This window comes from Afipia sp. P52-10 (assembly GCF_000516555.1).
Lineage (GTDB): Bacteria > Pseudomonadota > Alphaproteobacteria > Rhizobiales > Xanthobacteraceae > P52-10.
In genome coordinates, this window is sequence record NZ_AZSJ01000007.1 from 1,287,743 (window position 1) to 1,303,426 (window position 15,684).

Sequence of the window (15,684 nt, forward strand, 5' to 3'; positions counted from 1 at the left end):
CAACTAGCCCTAGAGGGCTGTGGGAGACGTTGAAATGGGAATTGGACGCTTGCTACCCGCCGCTTTGGGCATCGGGATTCCGACCATGATGCAAGTGGGCCCCGACGATGCGATCCTAAATCTTTGCAAATGGCCGCGAAAGCTATGGCCCGATCTTCCGCAAAATTGCCTACCGGGGATTTCTTCTGTTTGGCTTTACGTTGCCGCTGGGCTTTTAATTATAGGTAGTATCTTGTGGTTTGCTTGGCCTCATCTCCCAGCAGTCAGACGACGTAATGGTTCAACGCGAATAAAACCTGAGCAAGACGGTCCTATTCAATGGACATGGGATTTTATTTTAGCGGCGCGCTGGGTTGATCCAGGAATCCAAATATACGGGTTTCAGGCGATAGGACAAAATACATCAAATGAATTTATCTCAGGCATCGGCGGCTTTGTGAGATCGGATATTACCGGACGCCAATTTCCAATTCTCGTTCGCGACCGTAACGAATTAGTCCCCACAGCGGACTATGGCATTCCTGCCAAACATCAATTCCATTTGGGCGCGAACTTTGTCGACACTGGCGGCTTCACCCCTACGCGATTTTTACAAGATTTTGGACGGCTGACGTTCTCATTCGAATACAATGGCAAAACTTATAAGCGCCATTTTACTCATGATGAGATCGCATCGGAGATCAGGCGGGCGGAGGATTTTTTGCGTCCTAAGGTTTCTCCGTCTCAGGCTGGTGTTCGTCGAATTTCACACGAGCCATCCGTTAACGCGGCTATTCCGTTCGTAAAATTGGAGCGAACATGGCGCCCAGCAACAGCAGCAGAGGACATTGTTTCTTGTTTTAAAATCACGGCAACTAGTCACGCATCAGACGTAGCTTTCATAGCTCGCTATGCTGAGGCAATACATTATATCAGTTCCGTCGAGTGGAAGTGGTCTGGTTCACTTCGCATCAACCAAATTGCGCAGATATTTCCTTCCGAAAATTGGGAAATAGAAGCCATCAGAAGGCCGCGATCTGGGAAAAATATTGTCATTCTGTTCGACAAAATAACGCACAAGATAAGGGATGATGCCCTCATACTGATGCGGTTGGATGTCGTGAGTAGTGGTCGCACCGAACGTATCCAGTTCGCCTATCACTTAAGATCCATTAACGGCGCGAACCTTTTAGACCCGGTACATCTTGATGATATTGCCTACATCAAGGGCATCGATCCCGACAATGCGGAGGCGAGATGAAACCGACGGGCCACAACAATAATCGTTTCGATCAGCTTCTACACGCGATGGTCACTCGACCCGTACCTTCGGAAGCGCCTGCAAAAGAAGCTCGAACATCAGGCCGGGCTGCTTCCGCAAGTTATGGCGATACTCGAACTCGCGCAGGTAAAGCTGCAAGTGCTTCTTCGAAACCCAAACGTAAGTCCCGTTAATCCCGCGCTTTACCTGAGACCAGAACGACTCGATTGAGTTGGTGTGAACGTCGCCGCGAACGTATTCCTTCGCAGAGTGATCGACGGCTTCGTGATCGTAGCCGTATTTTTCTTTCAGCAGTTTGAAGTTTGACGCTTCATCCGTGTGAATGCGCGAACCTTCTTTCACAAACCGGACGATGTGCGGCAGAATGTGAGCCTTGGTGCGGGCTTGCACGACGCGGGTAACAACGTCACCGCCGCGCTCGATCATGCCCATGACAATCGCCTTGTCGTCTTTGCCCTGCTTGTCCTGCCGCCAACGAAGGTTTCATCGGCTTCGACTGTCTTGCCGGGACCGCCCATCGGGGCGTCGCCGTCCACGTAACCCATATAGAGCCGGATCAGATGGCACATACGCCACGCGGTCTTGTAGGTCACACCTAGCTGGCGCTGCACTTCCTTCGCAGCTACGCCGTTTCGCGTCTCGCAGAACAGGAACATGACATAGAACCAATCCCGCAGGCTGGTGCGGGTCTTTTCGAACGGCGTCCCAGCGGTCGGGTACACCTGATAGCCGCAATGCTCGCACTCAAACGAGCGGCGGTTTTTGACGCGGTAATAGGTCGCCTGCTTCTGACACTTAAAGCAGGTCAGGCGCTCGCCAAACCGGGTGCGCATCAAGTGCGTCAGGCAAGCATCTTCGTCGGGGAAACGCTTCTGAAACTCTCGGATTTTTGAGAGCTTTTGGGCCATTTCTTTCGAACCTCCCCAGAGAATATATGCACTGTACTCCGGTTTGTTCTACATGTCCAGAGGGTATATATCCGGTTTCAACGCAACTTGCGGCTTCGGCAGCATGCTCGATAATCCACCACAGTCCCTCACAACCCCGATGGCGCGGCGGAAGCCTGCCGCAATGCGAGCGCCTCCTCGATCGCCCTGCACCACACGCAGGCCATGCGCGACGAGCGCGAGTCGGCGCGGCCCTTGATCAGCACCTTGTCCCAGCGGCTCATGCTTTCCGGATCGGGATAGAGGCCGAACACCACCTCATGCTCGGCGATGATCCGCCGCAGCTCCTCGGCGCGGTTACCGGCCCTTCTCAGCCGCTCGGCCGTCGCATCCGCCAGTCGAGCGAAATCCTCATCATCCATGTCGTCGTCACAGGTCCTCGTTGATAGGCAGGACCATAGGTCGTACCAGCGCGAAAACAAGCCACGGAGTGAGTTCCCGCTCGCCGGATCTCGGGCTTTGCTGTATAAGTCGGCAGCTTCTTCTCGATGCAAGAAGGAGCTATTCCATGAACGATCTGTATGTTTGGCTCGCAAGCCAACACGCCGGCCTGCAGACCTTCAAAACCTTCCAACAAAAGCTCGCCCACCTCGCCGCTCGCAATCCGCAGCAGCGTGCTGCCTGCCGGTTGCTGCATGGAACGATCGATCGCTACATCGAGGCGTTCGACGAAGCGCCGTTGCCCTTTACGGTGGCCGCCCGAGCCCACAGCCGACTGCTCCATGCAATCGCCGAACTCAATCCATCGGCAGATGCGACCGAGCAACTTGCCGAGCTCAATCGGCTCGCCGAGCTGACGCTGACGCGCTGAAATCGACGGATGGAGGAACGCCCTGCGACTGCGCTCGTGTAGCCAAGTCCACGGCAGTCACCGGCCACGATGACTGCCGTCTTGCTATGCGCTAGCAGATTTTGCCGTTGCTGCAGTTCCCGCGCGCGATATCCCGCAGGCTCCAGTCGATACTGCTCAGCAAGCACCCGAGGTGAACGCCGGTAGCGGCTTCAGCACGGGCCCGGTGCATTGGCCCAGAGACCGAGCGATCAAGCGAAGCAACATTTTCGTCGTCCGATCGTTCATCGGTCCCCCTCCTCGCTTTCGGCCTCATCGCCGATCCAAGAACGATAAGATAGCATCGGACGACGTCTGCGCCGAAAGCCGCATTGGCCGCGCTAACGCACCGTGACAAAAGACCCCCCATGATCGGAATCCACGACCTTCCCCTGTTCATCGGCGCGGGCCTGCTCCTGAACGTGACGCCCGGCCCCGATACGGCGCTCGTCATCGGACAAAGCTTGCTGCATGGCCGTCGCGGCGGCATGTTGGCGGCCCTCGGCGTCGGCGCAGGATGTTTCGTCCATATCGGCGCAGCAGCAATCGGCCTGTCCGCCGTGATCATGACCTCCGCCGTCGCGTTCTTGGTCATCAAATGGATCGGTGTCTGTTACCTCTGCTACGTAGGCGCGCGGATGCTGTTCAGCCGCGAGCACGCCGCGATACAAGACGTTGCGCGGCAATCGCGCTCTTCGCTTGCGATCTTCTGGCTAGGCTTCTTTACCAACGTCCTCAATCCGAAGGTCGCGCTGTTCTTTCTCGCCTTCCTGCCGCAGTTCATCGACGTCGAGGCACCAAACAAAGCAGCGGCCTTCGCGCTGCTTGGCGTGATCGTCAGCGCGACCGGAACGCTCTGGCTGCTCGTAGTCGCTTTCATCACCTCGATGACCAGCGCGCGCCTTCGCGCGGACGCTCGCATCAAGCGCTGGCTGGAGCGAACGCTCGGCGCGATGTTCCTTGCGCTCGGCGCGAAGCTTGCGCTGAGCAGTCGCAACTAGCGTTACCGGAGAATGCAGAGCGTGCGGCCGGCAAGATGAAAGGCCGGCCTCAGGTCGATTGCAGGTGCCGCCGCACCGCAGCGACCGAGTTCCCGACTTCGGCGATCGCCTTGAGCAGATCGTCGCGCGAGATGTTGAGACGCTGCGCCCATGCGTCCGTGGCCGACACATCCTTGGTGTCGATCACCGGAGCGGGCCTGACGTTGCTCAGGACAGATGCCACCGTGACAAGCCGGATCATGATCGCCGAATTTACCACGTCGAGTGCGGATCGCGGCCGCAGCGCGTCGTCAGCGTTAACAAGTCGTTTGTTGGCTGACCTTTGGTCATCGTTGCTGACCTATTTTGCGCAAATGGCGGCACAAAGTGAGACCTACGTAATTCGCCGGATGGACAGCCACACTTACGTTACTATGTGCAACGACTCGCGATGCGTTATAACTTTAAGACGAATCGCTTCGCGGTTCGGATCCGGTTCTCCAGGATGAGGAGATCGACCATGAACGGCCCTAACGATGTGGCCGCGTATATTGGCCCCATTTGTGCAGAAATGCGTAAGCTTGCGGTGAATGCCGACCTGGCGTTTCTCGCCTATCTTCTCGAAATGTCGGCGCTTGAGGCGGCTAAGATCGAAAGCCAAACCAGATTGGAGATATCACAAAGGCCACACGTAGGAGGCAAACCAGCGTTGGTTTGATAACTCGCTTACACGGGCCGGTCTTCGGCGGTGCCGTGCCGCCGATCGAATCCGACATGTCAGCCCCTCATGTGAGCTCGGAGCTGAACCGCATCGGCTCCGAAACTTCGATCGGGCTTTGTCTATTGCGCCGCGATGGATCCCCATGGGATGGCGCACTTTTTCTTTGATCCTGCACTTCCTATTCTAGACCGATCCTGTCCTATCTTTGCTGACCGCCCTGCGCGGATCGGTACTCCTTTCCTGTTCCGCGAACTCATATTGTTCCCGCACGGAGCATGTCGATGCAGAACGACTACGACGATCTGGAAATCCTCAATCGGGACTATATCGCCTCCGTCCAGAACTCGGATGTCCGGCGCTTCAATGAAATTCTCGCCGATGACTTCTGCTGTTCCAACCCCGACAAGTCGCTGGTCGACCGCGCCGCATTCCTGAAGCAGACCGCGCAACCCGTGACGATCACCAATCTGCAGGCCCACGACGTGACCATCCGATTGATGGGCGATTTCGCGATCATTCACGCGCGAACGAGCTTCACCGCACCTGACGGCAAGGCCGGCTGCGGCCGCTACACCGATGTCTGGGCAAAACGGAACGGCCGCTGGCTCGCCGTCTCGGCGCACGTTTCTCGCTAAAGCGCCTGTCCGATCGGAGCTATTGGAGCGCCGTCTGGGCTCTCTCGAAATAAGGGGCGAGTGCCGTGCCGAGGCCGTTGATCGCTGCGAAAATGACCAGTCCAATGCCGGATGCAATCAGGGCATACTCTACGGCCGTGGCGCCCGTTTCGTCGGATAGAAAATCCTTCAGGCTGCGCATCGTCGATCCCTCATCCCGCGGGCTTCTGCCCGCCGGGACCGTAGAGGCGGAAAGGCTAAGATGGCCCCAACAAACACGATGAACGATCCGTGAAACCGATCGCCGAATCTCGTTCAATGTCCTGTGAAATGCCATAACGAGCGGGCCGCTCACGACACATCGAGCTGACACGTCCTTACAAAACAGGGAGAAAGCAATGACCTCCAAACCACCCGCGCCGGGCGATCATATCCGCGATATCGCCCCTGCTTTCGCCGACCTCACCCGCGATGTTCTGTTCGGCGACGTTTGGGAGCGGCCTGCGCTCAAAAAGCGCGACCGCAGCCTCGCGACGGTGACCGCGCTGATTGCGATGAACCGGACGGAGCAACTGCCGGGCCATCTCGCCCGCGCCCTCGACAATGGCGTGACGAAGAACGAAATCATCGAGTTGATTACCCATCTGGCGTTCTATTCGGGGTGGCCGAACTCGATGTCCGCACTCTCCGTGGCGCGACAGGTTTTCGAGCAGCATCCGGGAAAGCCGTAGTCCCGACACACAAAGCTGGTCACTGCCCGAACCCGAGCGCTGCGTCACGTTGAAAGGCCAAGTCGGACACCGTATGACTCACCGCTCCGTCCGGCACCGTCAGGAGACTTCGATGAAAATTCTGCCCGCAATCGCAGTATCGCTGTTCACAGCCATGGTGCCTGCGCAGGCGCAGACACTCTCCGAACTGATCAAGAAATGGACGGTCAACTGGAACACACCTACCGAGCCCTTCAAGATCATCGACAACGTCTATTACGTGGGAACGGCAGGCTTGTCGTCCTTCCTCGTCACGTCGCCAAACGGTCACGTCCTGATCGATACAGCCACAGCCCAGGCGACACCGCTGATCAAGGCCAATATCGAAAAGCTGGGTTTCAAGGTTTCCGATATCAAATATCTGCTCAACACCCACGCTCATCTCGATCACACCGGCGGCTTTGCCGAGTTCAAGAAAGAGACCGGCGCCCAGATGGTGGCGAGCGCCGCCGACAAGCCCTTGCTGGAGGGTGGTTATTACCCGGGAGCGGAAAACGAAAATGCTCTCAAGTTTCCACCGGTCAAGGTCGACCGGGTGATCGGCCAGGGTGACAAGATCACGATCGGCAAGGTGACACTGACAGCCCACATGACGCCTGGTCATTCGCCCGGCTGCACCACCTGGACCACCGTTGCCCGCGAGAAGCGCTGGAATCACACAGTCGTTTTCTTCTGCAGCGCGACGATCGCGCTCAATCGTCTGGTCGGCAATCCAACCTATCCGAACATCGTCGACGATTACCGGAAAACGTTCACCAACGCCCGCGCCATCATCGCCGACGTATTCCTCGCTCCGCATCCGGAAATGTTCAACATGGAGGAGAAACGGGCCTTGATCGGCAAATACGGGGTCAATCCTTTCGTCAAGGCGAGCGAGTTTCACACCTTCCTTCGAAATGCGGAGAAGGCGTTCGAGGAAGGCCTCGCAAAGCAGCGGGCGGCGACCGAAGCGAAGCAGTGAGGTGCACGCTCACGCACGAGACTTGAGCTTGCTCGATGGAGCCGGCTTCACCTCCGCTCCCCACTCCATGGTCGGCGCGTAACGACACAGCGCACTGCCGGCCGCAAGCGGCGGCGCGCCCGGCTTGATCTCGACCCCCATCACCACCCGCGTCGCACCGAGGCCGATGACGATTACGTCGCGCGTTCGCTGCCCCGGACGCGGCTGCGCATCTTCGATCACCAACAGGCCGGGTTCATTGACCTTGACCGCTCCGGCACGAAACCATCGTTTCAGCCGCGCCTCACGGAAATCCTCCACCGGCTCACTGGTGAAGGCGATCTGCGCCACCGATACCCGGTAGCCGAAACGCGCGATGCGATCGACAATCTCGCCATCGCTCATCTGCAATCGTTCGCGCGCCTCGTTCATGGGTTCAGACCGCCTGAGACAATAACATTCGGTTTTAGGCAAACTTGAGTACGCAGGATGGCAGCGATTTCCCAGTAAATGATTACCAGCCGTCGGCGCTCATACGGCACCGCAGCCAGTGCTGCGGATGGTGAACGGAGGCTTAAGATCGCAGCTCGCCTTTGATGATGATCTCGAACGTTATTTTTCATCATCGTCTCTAGTGTTCGATCATGAGGGTGGAGGCGATCCGACCGGCGACAAGCCGGCCAGACCTCATAGCAGGCGGGAACGGGGACCGTGGTCGAGCTTAGCAATGCCGCGCATGCGCGAGAAACGGAGGGCAAGGCCGTGCCTTTCCCGTCCGAACGCGCACTACCCTCGCTGCGGAACGTTCCTCAGGGCGAATGGCAGGCCCTCGCCGACCGCGTGCTCGAACCGAACGGCTATTACCTGCCGGATTGGGAGCTGGCAGTCGATGCCTCCGCTCGCGGCCGCTCCAATGCTTCAGCCTTGGTCGCGCGCGGCCCACAACAGCGGCTCGTCGCCATGCTCCCCGTGGTCTCCGCATGGCGAGCCTGGAAGCTGCCGTTGCCGACCCTGGTGTCGGCCGACCCTTACGGCGATCTCGGCACGCCGCTGATCGATGCCCAGGCGCCGGTCGAGGCCGCAAAGCTTTTGCTGCAGCGTGCCCGCAGCGCGGGCGGCCGCGCAATCTTCTTGCGTCACGTGGTGCCCGATGGCGCTGCAGTCGGCGCCCTTACCGCCGCGCTCGCCACTGAGGGGTTGGCACCGACGGTCCTCCGCTTCGAACAGCGCGCCTGCCTCGACGCAACGCGCGACGCCGACGAACTGCTGCGCGACGCGTTGGGCAGCAAGAAACTGAAGGACATCCGCCGCCAGCGAAACCGTCTCGCCGAGCAGGGCCCGGTCGGTTTCTCGCTCGCGCAAACGCCGGCCGACGTGAAACGCATGGTCGAGATCTTCCTCACGCTGGAAGCGAGCGGCTGGAAAGCCGCCCGCGGCACCGCCTTGGCGATGGACACTGGCGATGCCGCCTTTATCCGCCGCGCCACCGTGGCGCTCGCGGCGCAACGCCGGTGCGAACTGATCGCGCTGCATGTGGGCGAGACGCCTATCGCGGCGGGCGTGGTTCTGCGTCACCGGGACCGCGCATTCTGGTTCAAGCTCGGCGTCGATGAAGCCTTCGCCAAATACTCCCCCGGGGTCCAGCTCGCCCTCGAACTGACCCGGCATCTCTGCGCGGACCCGGAGATCGCGCTGGCCGATTCCACCGCCCTTCCCGGGCACCCGATGATCGGTCCGATCTGGCGCGGCCGTCTCGCCATCGGCGACGTGCTGATCCCGCTCTATCGCAACGATCCCGTTGTCGCGCTCACCGTCGCCGCGCTGACCGCGCGCAAGCGCATCCGCGATCCCGCCCGTCGGCTTGTCCGATACCTGCGAGCCCTGAAGGAGAAACGTCCATGAACGCCGGCACCTCGGTCGCGCCAGTCATCATGGCCGACAATGACGCACTGAAGCGCGACTTTCCCTCGAAGCCGTTCGCCATTCGCCACATGCTGACCAACCATCCGCTGTTGACGCTGCAGCGGATTGCCCAGCTCGCCGCCACGCTGCCCCGCGACCGGATCGAATACAATGCGGGCGACGCCGCGATCAGCCAGGACCCGGACAAGGTTCGCTCCGTCGATCTCGATCCGGTGGAGATCGTTCAGCAGATCCGGACCGCTGGTGCCTGGATGGTGCTGAAGCGGATCGAAAGCGTGCCGGACTACCGACGCCTGCTGGAGGATTGCTTGCTTTCGGTCGCCCGCGCGCGCGGGTTCAAGACGCTGGCGGAGGCAGACTTCCGGCAGATCGAAGGCTTCCTGTTCGTATCGTCGCCGAATTCGACGACGCCGTTCCATCTCGATTCGGAAGACAACTTCTTCGTCCAAATCCATGGCGAGAAGTTCTTCCATATCTACGACAACGAGGATCGCGCGATCGCCGACGACGATGCGATCGAACATTCTTTGACCAAGCATCGCAACTTGAAGTACGATCAATCGTTCCGCCCGCGCGGTACCGAGTTTCATATGTTTGGCGGTGACGGCTGCTACGTACCCTACAAGTGGCCGCACTGGGTACGCACCGCCGGCGAGTACTCGATTTCGATGGCGATCACCTGGCGCTCGAAGGCAGTTCATCGCGACATCGATCTGCAGTTCTGCAATTCGATGCTGCGCGGCATCGGTTTCCCGCAGGCAGCTCCTGGCAAGAACCCTGCCTGGGATACGGCGAAACTCGCCCTCTACCGCACAGCACTGGTGCTGATCCGGCCGTTGCGCGCGTCCGAAAAGCTGCGTCGCGTGCTGCGTCGCCTCGCGCTCGGCAAGAAGGCGAACTACTACCTCAAGGATGCCTGAGGCGAGCGGACGCACCTCCAAAGCGCCGTGAGGCTTGGACGCGCGTCATCGCGCCTGGCCTTTGTTGAGGAATGACGTTTTCGGAAGGCGCGACACGTCTTCCGAAGTCACCTGTCAGCCTTGCGCCGCCTGCTTGCCCAACGCGGCGACCTGTCGGATTGCACTTGCCAGTTGTTCGGCAGGCTGCGCGCCCGAGAGCGCATACTTGCCGCCGAGAATGAACGTCGGCACGCCGTTGACCCCGGCGTTGGCTGCGGCCTGCGCCGCTTCGGAGATCATTTCGACGTCTTCGTCGCTCGCAAGCCGGTCCCGCACCGAATCCGGATCAAAACCGCAATCGACCGCAGCCTGCACCAGCGTCTCGGTGTCGGTCAAATCCGCACCTTCCTTGAAATACAGGTCCATCAGCCGCTGTTTCATGGCCGCAGAGGTGCCAAGCCGCTCCGCCCAGTAGATCAGACGATGACAGTCGATGGTGTTCGGCTGCCGGCCGATGCGGTCGGAATTGTATTGCAACCCTTCGGAAGCGGCAGCATCCCTGACCTGAGAAGCGATCCCCTTATAGGCCGACACCGAGCCGAACTTCGTCTCAAGGTACTTGTCGCGATCGATGCCGTCGCGCGGAATCCATGGATTGAGGAAAAACGGCCGCCACCGGACGCTGACATCCACGTCATCCAGCTGAGCAAGCGCATCTTCAAGCCTGTGCTTGCCAATATAACACCATGGGCAAACGACGTCCGAGACGACATCGACATGCAGCCGCAGTTTTTCGCTCATCGTCCGCTCCCGTCTTGGTGACTGTCTCCACAGGTAAGCCTGTGGTGCGAGCGGCACAAGTGGTTACGTGTGGGAGCGGGCGATCTCACGCAGCTTCGCCGCCGTCGTCTCGTCCGCCGGATAGAACGCCTCGAGCGCCAGTTCCGACAAGGTGATGTCGAGCGGCGTTCCAAACACCATCGTCGTCGACATGAAGCTCAGCACGTCGTTGCCGACACGCAGCCGGAAGGGGACGACGATCGCATCCCCAACCTTCGCCGTCGGGCCCGAACGCGGCGGAACGGGATAGGATTTGAGCTCCTCGTACAGCGCAAGCAGCTCGGCATCGGCTGTCGCCTCGCACTGCCGATGCAGCCGCTCCAGCAGATGCGCCCGCCACTCGTGCAAATTCTCGGTGCGTGCGGCGATCCCATCCGGATGCAAACCGAGTCGCAGCACGTTGACCGTACCCTGCAACAGCTTGGGCGCAGAGCCACCGAGCAGCGGCGCCACCATGCGGTTGGCCGAGACCAGATTCCAATGTCTGTCCACCGCCAGCGCCGGATGAGGTTCGTGCGCCTTCAGAACCTGCTCAATGGCGTCGCGTGCGACCTTCATCGCCGGATCATCCAGCGTCCGCTGTGGAAAGGCCGGTGCGAAACCTCCGGCAACCAGCATCACGTTGCGCTCGCGCAAGGGAATATCGAGTTGCTCTGCAAGCCGCAGCAGCATCTCGCGAGAGGGTTGAGCCCGCCCGGTTTCCATGAAGCTCAAGTGACGTGCGGATATCTCGGCTTCGGTGGCGAGATCGAGCTGGCTGAGGTGGCGGCGCTGGCGCCACTGGCGCAGGTGCTCGCCGACATGTCCGGTCTGGATCGTCATCATGGACGATTCCTACCATGGAGGCTGCACAGCTTCCATTACCTGCGAGGTAATCGCTTTCGGCAGTCGCCTGCCCCAGTCTCCCGCTGCGACGTCCATCGTTCGAACCAAGGAGACAATCTATGATCAACCCGACCCTTTTCCTCCGCCGCGCCATCGTGGGCGACGCCGTCATCACCGGCGCAATGGCGCTGCTGCTCATTGCGAGTGCCGGCATGCTCGGCCCCTTGCTCAATCTGCCCGAAAGTTTTCTGCGTCAGGTTGGTATTTTCCTGATTGTCTACGCAGCGCTGGTTGGCTTCCTCGGCACCCGCGAGATGATGTTCAAGTTCGCGGTCTGGGCTGTGATCCTCTGCAACGCGCTCTGGAGCATCGACAGCATCGCACTGCTGTTCACCGGCTGGGTGTCGCCCAATCTGCTGGGGACGGCGTTCATTATCGCGCAGGCCGTCACGGTCGCCGTAATCGCCGAGTTGCAGTACATCGGCCTGAAGCGCAGCGAGACCCGCTTGGCGATCCGTTGATCGGCACGTCATCGATCGCAACGGATCGATTGACACAACGCCGAAACGATGCCCGGTCTCCACCGGGCATCGTCACGTTTCCAGATAGAGAAACTTTTCCAGATCGAGAAGCGCTAGTTCTTCTTGGGCAACCGCTTGCGTCCCGCAGCCGCCTTGCCGCGGCTGACGGCATGCCCGTTCAGCGCTTTGCCATTCGTCTTATGCCCGTTCAGCTTCAACGCCCGCTTCGCGGCACGCACCTTCTGCTTCTTCAAGGCCTCGCGCGCTTCCGCCCGCGCGAGCTTGCGCTTCTTCTCACAATGGGTGCACTTGCAGCCGATCGGCTTCAGGTAGCTGTCGAAATAGTCCTTGCCGTAGTCGTAGGTGATCTCCTCGCCCGGCTGGATGGTCTTGATCGCCTGAATGTAGACTTTGCGGTTGCGCGGCTGGACGTCGGATTCCGCATTCGGCCGGCATGAATGATTGGCATAGCGAGCGATATTGCGGCGAACCGAGCCGTCGATGGTCCAACGTCCATTCAGCTCGAACAGATATTTGTTCTCGATCGCATCCTGTTCCTTGATCCGGCAATCGAGCATGCGCCCGAAATACTCGATAATACGGGTCCCCTTTTTGATCTCCTTCGTGGCGAAGAGACCAAGACCAGTGCGGGAACGACCAACGCGATACGGTTTACGAGACGAAATTGCTGGCATGAGACACTTGATGTGGCGCTGGATGCGCAAAAGGCAGGAATTCAACGCTGTTCTAATGCGATTCCGCCGGATTGACAGCCCTTTCTCATGGAGAACGGTGAACCATCCCCATTTTGCACGCGTCAAACACCCGAAAAGGCAGCCGGAGAGCACGCGTGCGCCACCCCTCGACCCTCGCCTTATTGATCGGTGCCTATCTTGTCACAATAGCCGGCGCTTCCGCAGAACCGGCGGGCACGCCTCTCGTCCAACGCACTGACATGATCAGCAGCTATACCTCGAGCGCACCGAAGGCCTGCACGAGCATCAACGCAGTGAGCGATCCTAACGGAGGTTTCGTCCGCGTCTGTCCCGGAATCGGCAACCTGCTGCTCCTCAACAGCGAAGATGACCTGCGCGAGACAGTGTCCGTCGGCCGCACACAAACCGCCGCCGCCAGTGAGCCCGCCGCAAAGCACTGGTTCGCGCCGTTCAGTTCCACGACGCCGACGATCGAATGGCGCCATCCAAAGGGCGGAGCGCCGGTCGCGATCATTCAACGCTGGCACCTTGCGGATAACAACGATCTTGATCGGGACGGCCGCCGCGCACCCGGGCGCTGCTGGTCGTCACCCGGCTGCCACCCGGGCCGGTCTGCCACGTCGCCTATATCGACGCGAGCGCCAATGCCGATGCCAATCTTCTCGCGCGGCACGCCGCCGATACCGCACGCGGATTCGATTGCAGCAAGGATGCGGTCAGGATCGAGGGCACGCGCGGCCGTGCGATCGATCTTGCTCTGCCACGCTAACCATTTTCAAGCGAGTGCGCTTAGGTTTTGTTTGGCGAAGGCAGCTTCGCGTCGAGCATGGCGTGTAGCAGTTCGTTTGCATCCACCCCGGGGAGTGCCTTGAGGATATCATCGAGGCGATGATCCAGCAGCAGCATCGCGAAACCATGCACCATCGACCAGGAGCGAACGATATTGGCGATCGAGGCGAGTGGCGCGGTGGCGCGACTGGGATCTTCCGCCAAGCGTTGGGCAACACCGCCAGAGAGCACTTGAAACGCTTCCATCAAGGCATCGCGTAACGCCGGGCGGGCCGTATCCAGCCGCTCGCTCCGGAACATCAACAGAAACAGACCCGGATGCCGGCGGGCAAACCTGACATAGGCGATCCCCATAGCCTCCAGCCGGCCGGCCGGGCTCGGTGCTGCTGCGGCGGCCTCCGCAAGCGAAGCGCCGAAGCGGCGAAAGCCAACCGCCGCCAGTTCGCTGAGCAGCCCGCTCATGTCGCCGAAATGATGGGTCGGCGCCGCATGAGAGACGCCAGCCTCACGCGCCGCCGCGCGCAGCGTCAAACCGGTTGGCCCATCCCGCTCGAGAATGGATTCGGCAGCTTTCAGAAGCGCTTCCCGCAAGTCGCCATGATGATACGACGAGGTTCCGCTTCCCGTTCTCGCCGATTTCCGGGCCGTCTTTACCCGCTCGGACCGCTGTGCCGGTTTCTTTGCCACACGCCGATATGACCACGAATTTTTACAGCGTCAAGATTTTTGCTTGACGCGCGCATCGACCCCAGGTTACTTATATCTTTACGATGTAAAGATACGGAGCCAACGATGGCCTTCTTCATCATCTTCTCTCCGTTCATCATCTGCGCTGGATTGTTGATGGTCGCAGGCGCTGCAACCAGTCTATTCGCCGGCGCTGCGGCGGCTATCGCCCTCGTCGCCTACGACTTCTGGCTCGGTCGGACCATCAAATTGCTGGCGGCCGGCACCGCAATGACGTTCTCGGCGCTCGGCTGCTATCTGATGGCCATCGACGGCGAATGGAGCCATATCTCGGTGCGCGTTGCGATCAACATCAGCGTGCTCGCCATCGCCTTGTTCTCGGTTGCGATCAAGGAACCCTTCACCATTCAGTATGCCCGCGAACAGGTCGAACCGGCTGTCACCCGCGACCCCGGTTTCATTCGCGTCAATTATATCCTGACCTGGACGTGGATCGGCGCCATCGTGCTGATGCTGATGTCCAACCTTTTGATGCTGACGATACCGGCCGCGCCGTTATGGATTGGGCTTGCCGCTACGTTTGCCCTCCGTAATGCTGCCGTCACCTTCACCAAGCTCTATACCGAATACTGGATCGCCAAGGCTGGGCCGGAGCATACCGGCGCATGAACCTATGGTTCCTTGCGCCGGAACCCGAGCGCAAGGTGCACAAGCTCATCCTCGAATTCTCGTGTTTCCAGATAAGGCGAACTCTCCATCACGGCCGAGCGGATCACGCCGAGCATGGCTCGCGTGAGCACGAAGGCCGCAACCGGCGTCATCTCACGGTTGTCAGGAAACTTACCCGCGGCGGCCACGAGAAGCTGCGCCACCTCGTCCGCACCCTTCTCCCGCGGCGCAAGCTGCCACCGCCGCAACATCATGCCGACGATGATCCGCCGCGCGCGCAGACGCCGCGCAAACGCGCCGATCAGCGTCCGCACCACCTCGCGTACCGCACTTTCAGGATCAGGCGGATTGGTCACGCTGAGCGATTTGATAATCGAGGCAACGATCTTGTTGCGCTCGCGCGTGGCAAGCGCCTCGATGATCGCTTCCTTGTCCGCAAAATATTGATACAGGCTGCCGATGCTGACGCCCGCGCGCTCCGCGATCCTGTTGGTGTTCAGCCGCTCTTCGCCCTCGTTCTGGAGAATCTGAGTGGCGGCCTCGATGATCGCATCGACGGTCTGCGTGGCGCGGGCCTGGGTCGGCGATTTTCTCATGATTTCAGAACCTTGAAACACGTCCCGGAAACGTCGCCATGCGCCGGGAATGCGAGTTTGAAAACTGAGTATAGCTCATATACTGAGCAAAATAGGACCTTTTCAAGAGCGTCTGGTGCCGCAGGGTCGCTGCGATCACGCGATCGGGGTCGCCACC

General features: G+C 59.9%; 20 protein-coding genes and 2 pseudogenes. 12 read left to right on the forward strand and 10 right to left on the reverse strand.

All coding sequences use genetic code 11. The features are described 5' to 3' along the window. The first annotated feature begins 34 nt into the window (after positions 1–34). On the forward strand, positions 35–1,240 hold the full coding sequence (locus tag X566_RS24895; protein WP_152540034.1) for a hypothetical protein: 1,206 nt from the start codon (positions 35–37) through the stop codon (positions 1,238–1,240). Between the two features lie 51 nt (positions 1,241–1,291). On the opposite strand, the pseudogene X566_RS24520 reads toward X566_RS24895, so the two are convergent. Then, positions 1,292–2,169, reverse strand: a pseudogene (locus X566_RS24520) (IS1595 family transposase). Between the two features lie 128 nt (positions 2,170–2,297). Then, positions 2,298–2,570 (reverse strand): hypothetical protein, encoded by a 273-nt coding sequence (locus tag X566_RS23425; protein ID WP_034472084.1) that lies wholly within the window; start codon positions 2,568–2,570, stop codon positions 2,298–2,300. A gap of 146 nt (positions 2,571–2,716) precedes the next feature. Here X566_RS23425 and X566_RS23430 point away from each other — a divergent pair, with 146 nt between their 5' ends. Together X566_RS23430 and X566_RS23435 are read left to right on the forward strand one after the other, a co-directional pair. Continuing rightward, positions 2,717–3,019, forward strand: coding sequence for a hypothetical protein (locus tag X566_RS23430; RefSeq protein WP_034472086.1), 303 nt, complete (start codon positions 2,717–2,719; stop codon positions 3,017–3,019). A gap of 386 nt (positions 3,020–3,405) precedes the next feature. After that, positions 3,406–4,038 (forward strand): LysE family translocator, encoded by a 633-nt coding sequence (locus tag X566_RS23435; RefSeq protein WP_034472089.1) that lies wholly within the window; start codon positions 3,406–3,408, stop codon positions 4,036–4,038. Positions 4,039–4,087: 49 nt separating this feature from the next. On the opposite strand, the gene X566_RS23440 is transcribed toward X566_RS23435, so the two are convergent. Continuing rightward, positions 4,088–4,225, reverse strand: coding sequence for a DUF3606 domain-containing protein (locus X566_RS23440; protein WP_343213148.1), 138 nt, complete (start codon positions 4,223–4,225; stop codon positions 4,088–4,090). 312 nt (positions 4,226–4,537) lie between these two features. Between X566_RS23440 and X566_RS24900 the strand changes: the two genes are divergently transcribed. Continuing rightward, on the forward strand, positions 4,538–4,735 hold the full coding sequence (locus X566_RS24900; protein ID WP_152540035.1) for a hypothetical protein: 198 nt from the start codon (positions 4,538–4,540) through the stop codon (positions 4,733–4,735). 284 nt (positions 4,736–5,019) lie between these two features. Further along, entirely contained in the window at positions 5,020–5,373 is a 354-nt protein-coding gene (locus tag X566_RS23445) for a nuclear transport factor 2 family protein (protein WP_152540036.1), read from the forward strand. 19 nt (positions 5,374–5,392) lie between these two features. On the opposite strand, the gene X566_RS24525 is transcribed toward X566_RS23445, so the two are convergent. Further along, a complete protein-coding gene (locus tag X566_RS24525) occupies positions 5,393–5,554 on the reverse strand; it encodes a Flp family type IVb pilin (RefSeq protein ID WP_081740439.1) in 162 nt (53 codons plus the stop codon). Between the two features lie 196 nt (positions 5,555–5,750). Here X566_RS24525 and X566_RS23450 point away from each other — a divergent pair, with 196 nt between their 5' ends. Together X566_RS23450 and bla are read left to right on the forward strand one after the other, a co-directional pair. After that, a complete protein-coding gene (locus X566_RS23450) occupies positions 5,751–6,083 on the forward strand; it encodes a carboxymuconolactone decarboxylase family protein (RefSeq protein ID WP_034472098.1) in 333 nt (110 codons plus the stop codon). A 112-nt stretch (positions 6,084–6,195) separates the two neighbouring features. Continuing rightward, positions 6,196–7,083 (forward strand): subclass B3 metallo-beta-lactamase, encoded by an 888-nt coding sequence (gene bla, locus X566_RS23455; RefSeq protein WP_034472101.1) that lies wholly within the window; start codon positions 6,196–6,198, stop codon positions 7,081–7,083. Between the two features lie 9 nt (positions 7,084–7,092). Here bla and X566_RS23460 read toward each other — a convergent pair whose 3' ends face one another. After that, positions 7,093–7,467 (reverse strand): hypothetical protein, encoded by a 375-nt coding sequence (locus X566_RS23460; protein WP_206538722.1) that lies wholly within the window; start codon positions 7,465–7,467, stop codon positions 7,093–7,095. A gap of 306 nt (positions 7,468–7,773) precedes the next feature. Between X566_RS23460 and X566_RS23465 the strand changes: the two genes are divergently transcribed. Continuing rightward, positions 7,774–8,964, forward strand: a complete 1,191-nt coding sequence (locus tag X566_RS23465) for a GNAT family N-acetyltransferase (RefSeq protein ID WP_034472104.1) — start codon at positions 7,774–7,776, stop codon at positions 8,962–8,964. Then, positions 8,961–9,905 carry a JmjC domain-containing protein gene (locus X566_RS23470; RefSeq protein WP_034472107.1) on the forward strand — a complete coding sequence of 315 codons (945 nt, stop codon included), beginning with the start codon at positions 8,961–8,963 and terminating at the stop codon, positions 9,903–9,905. Before X566_RS23465 ends, X566_RS23470 begins: the two co-directional genes overlap by 4 nt. A 114-nt stretch (positions 9,906–10,019) precedes the next feature. Here X566_RS23470 and X566_RS23475 read toward each other — a convergent pair whose 3' ends face one another. Both X566_RS23475 and X566_RS23480 read right to left on the reverse strand, forming a co-directional pair. Next, a complete protein-coding gene (locus X566_RS23475) occupies positions 10,020–10,685 on the reverse strand; it encodes a DsbA family oxidoreductase (protein WP_034472110.1) in 666 nt (221 codons plus the stop codon). A 63-nt stretch (positions 10,686–10,748) separates the two neighbouring features. Further along, positions 10,749–11,549, reverse strand: coding sequence for a helix-turn-helix domain-containing protein (locus tag X566_RS23480; RefSeq protein ID WP_034472112.1), 801 nt, complete (start codon positions 11,547–11,549; stop codon positions 10,749–10,751). A gap of 119 nt (positions 11,550–11,668) precedes the next feature. Between X566_RS23480 and X566_RS23485 the strand changes: the two genes are divergently transcribed. After that, positions 11,669–12,070 carry a hypothetical protein gene (locus X566_RS23485; protein ID WP_034472114.1) on the forward strand — a complete coding sequence of 134 codons (402 nt, stop codon included), beginning with the start codon at positions 11,669–11,671 and terminating at the stop codon, positions 12,068–12,070. A gap of 113 nt (positions 12,071–12,183) precedes the next feature. Here X566_RS23485 and X566_RS23490 read toward each other — a convergent pair whose 3' ends face one another. Beyond that, positions 12,184–12,765: an SET domain-containing protein gene (locus X566_RS23490; protein WP_034472116.1), complete on the reverse strand. Its 582-nt coding sequence runs from the start codon at positions 12,763–12,765 to the stop codon at positions 12,184–12,186. A 260-nt stretch (positions 12,766–13,025) separates the two neighbouring features. On the opposite strand from X566_RS23490, the pseudogene X566_RS25625 reads away from it, so the two are divergent. After that, a pseudogene (locus X566_RS25625) lies at positions 13,026–13,555 on the forward strand (hypothetical protein). Positions 13,556–13,575: 20 nt separating this feature from the next. Here the strand turns inward: X566_RS25625 and X566_RS23500 are convergent. Next, positions 13,576–14,166 carry a TetR/AcrR family transcriptional regulator gene (locus tag X566_RS23500; protein ID WP_244434860.1) on the reverse strand — a complete coding sequence of 197 codons (591 nt, stop codon included), beginning with the start codon at positions 14,164–14,166 and terminating at the stop codon, positions 13,576–13,578. A gap of 201 nt (positions 14,167–14,367) precedes the next feature. On the opposite strand from X566_RS23500, the gene X566_RS23505 reads away from it, so the two are divergent. Then, on the forward strand, positions 14,368–14,931 hold the full coding sequence (locus X566_RS23505) for a hypothetical protein (RefSeq protein ID WP_034472122.1): 564 nt from the start codon (positions 14,368–14,370) through the stop codon (positions 14,929–14,931). 2 nt (positions 14,932–14,933) lie between these two features. Here the strand turns inward: X566_RS23505 and X566_RS23510 are convergent, their stop codons facing one another. Then, on the reverse strand, positions 14,934–15,527 hold the full coding sequence (locus X566_RS23510; RefSeq protein WP_034472125.1) for a TetR/AcrR family transcriptional regulator: 594 nt from the start codon (positions 15,525–15,527) through the stop codon (positions 14,934–14,936). Between the last annotated feature and the right edge of the window lie 157 nt (positions 15,528–15,684).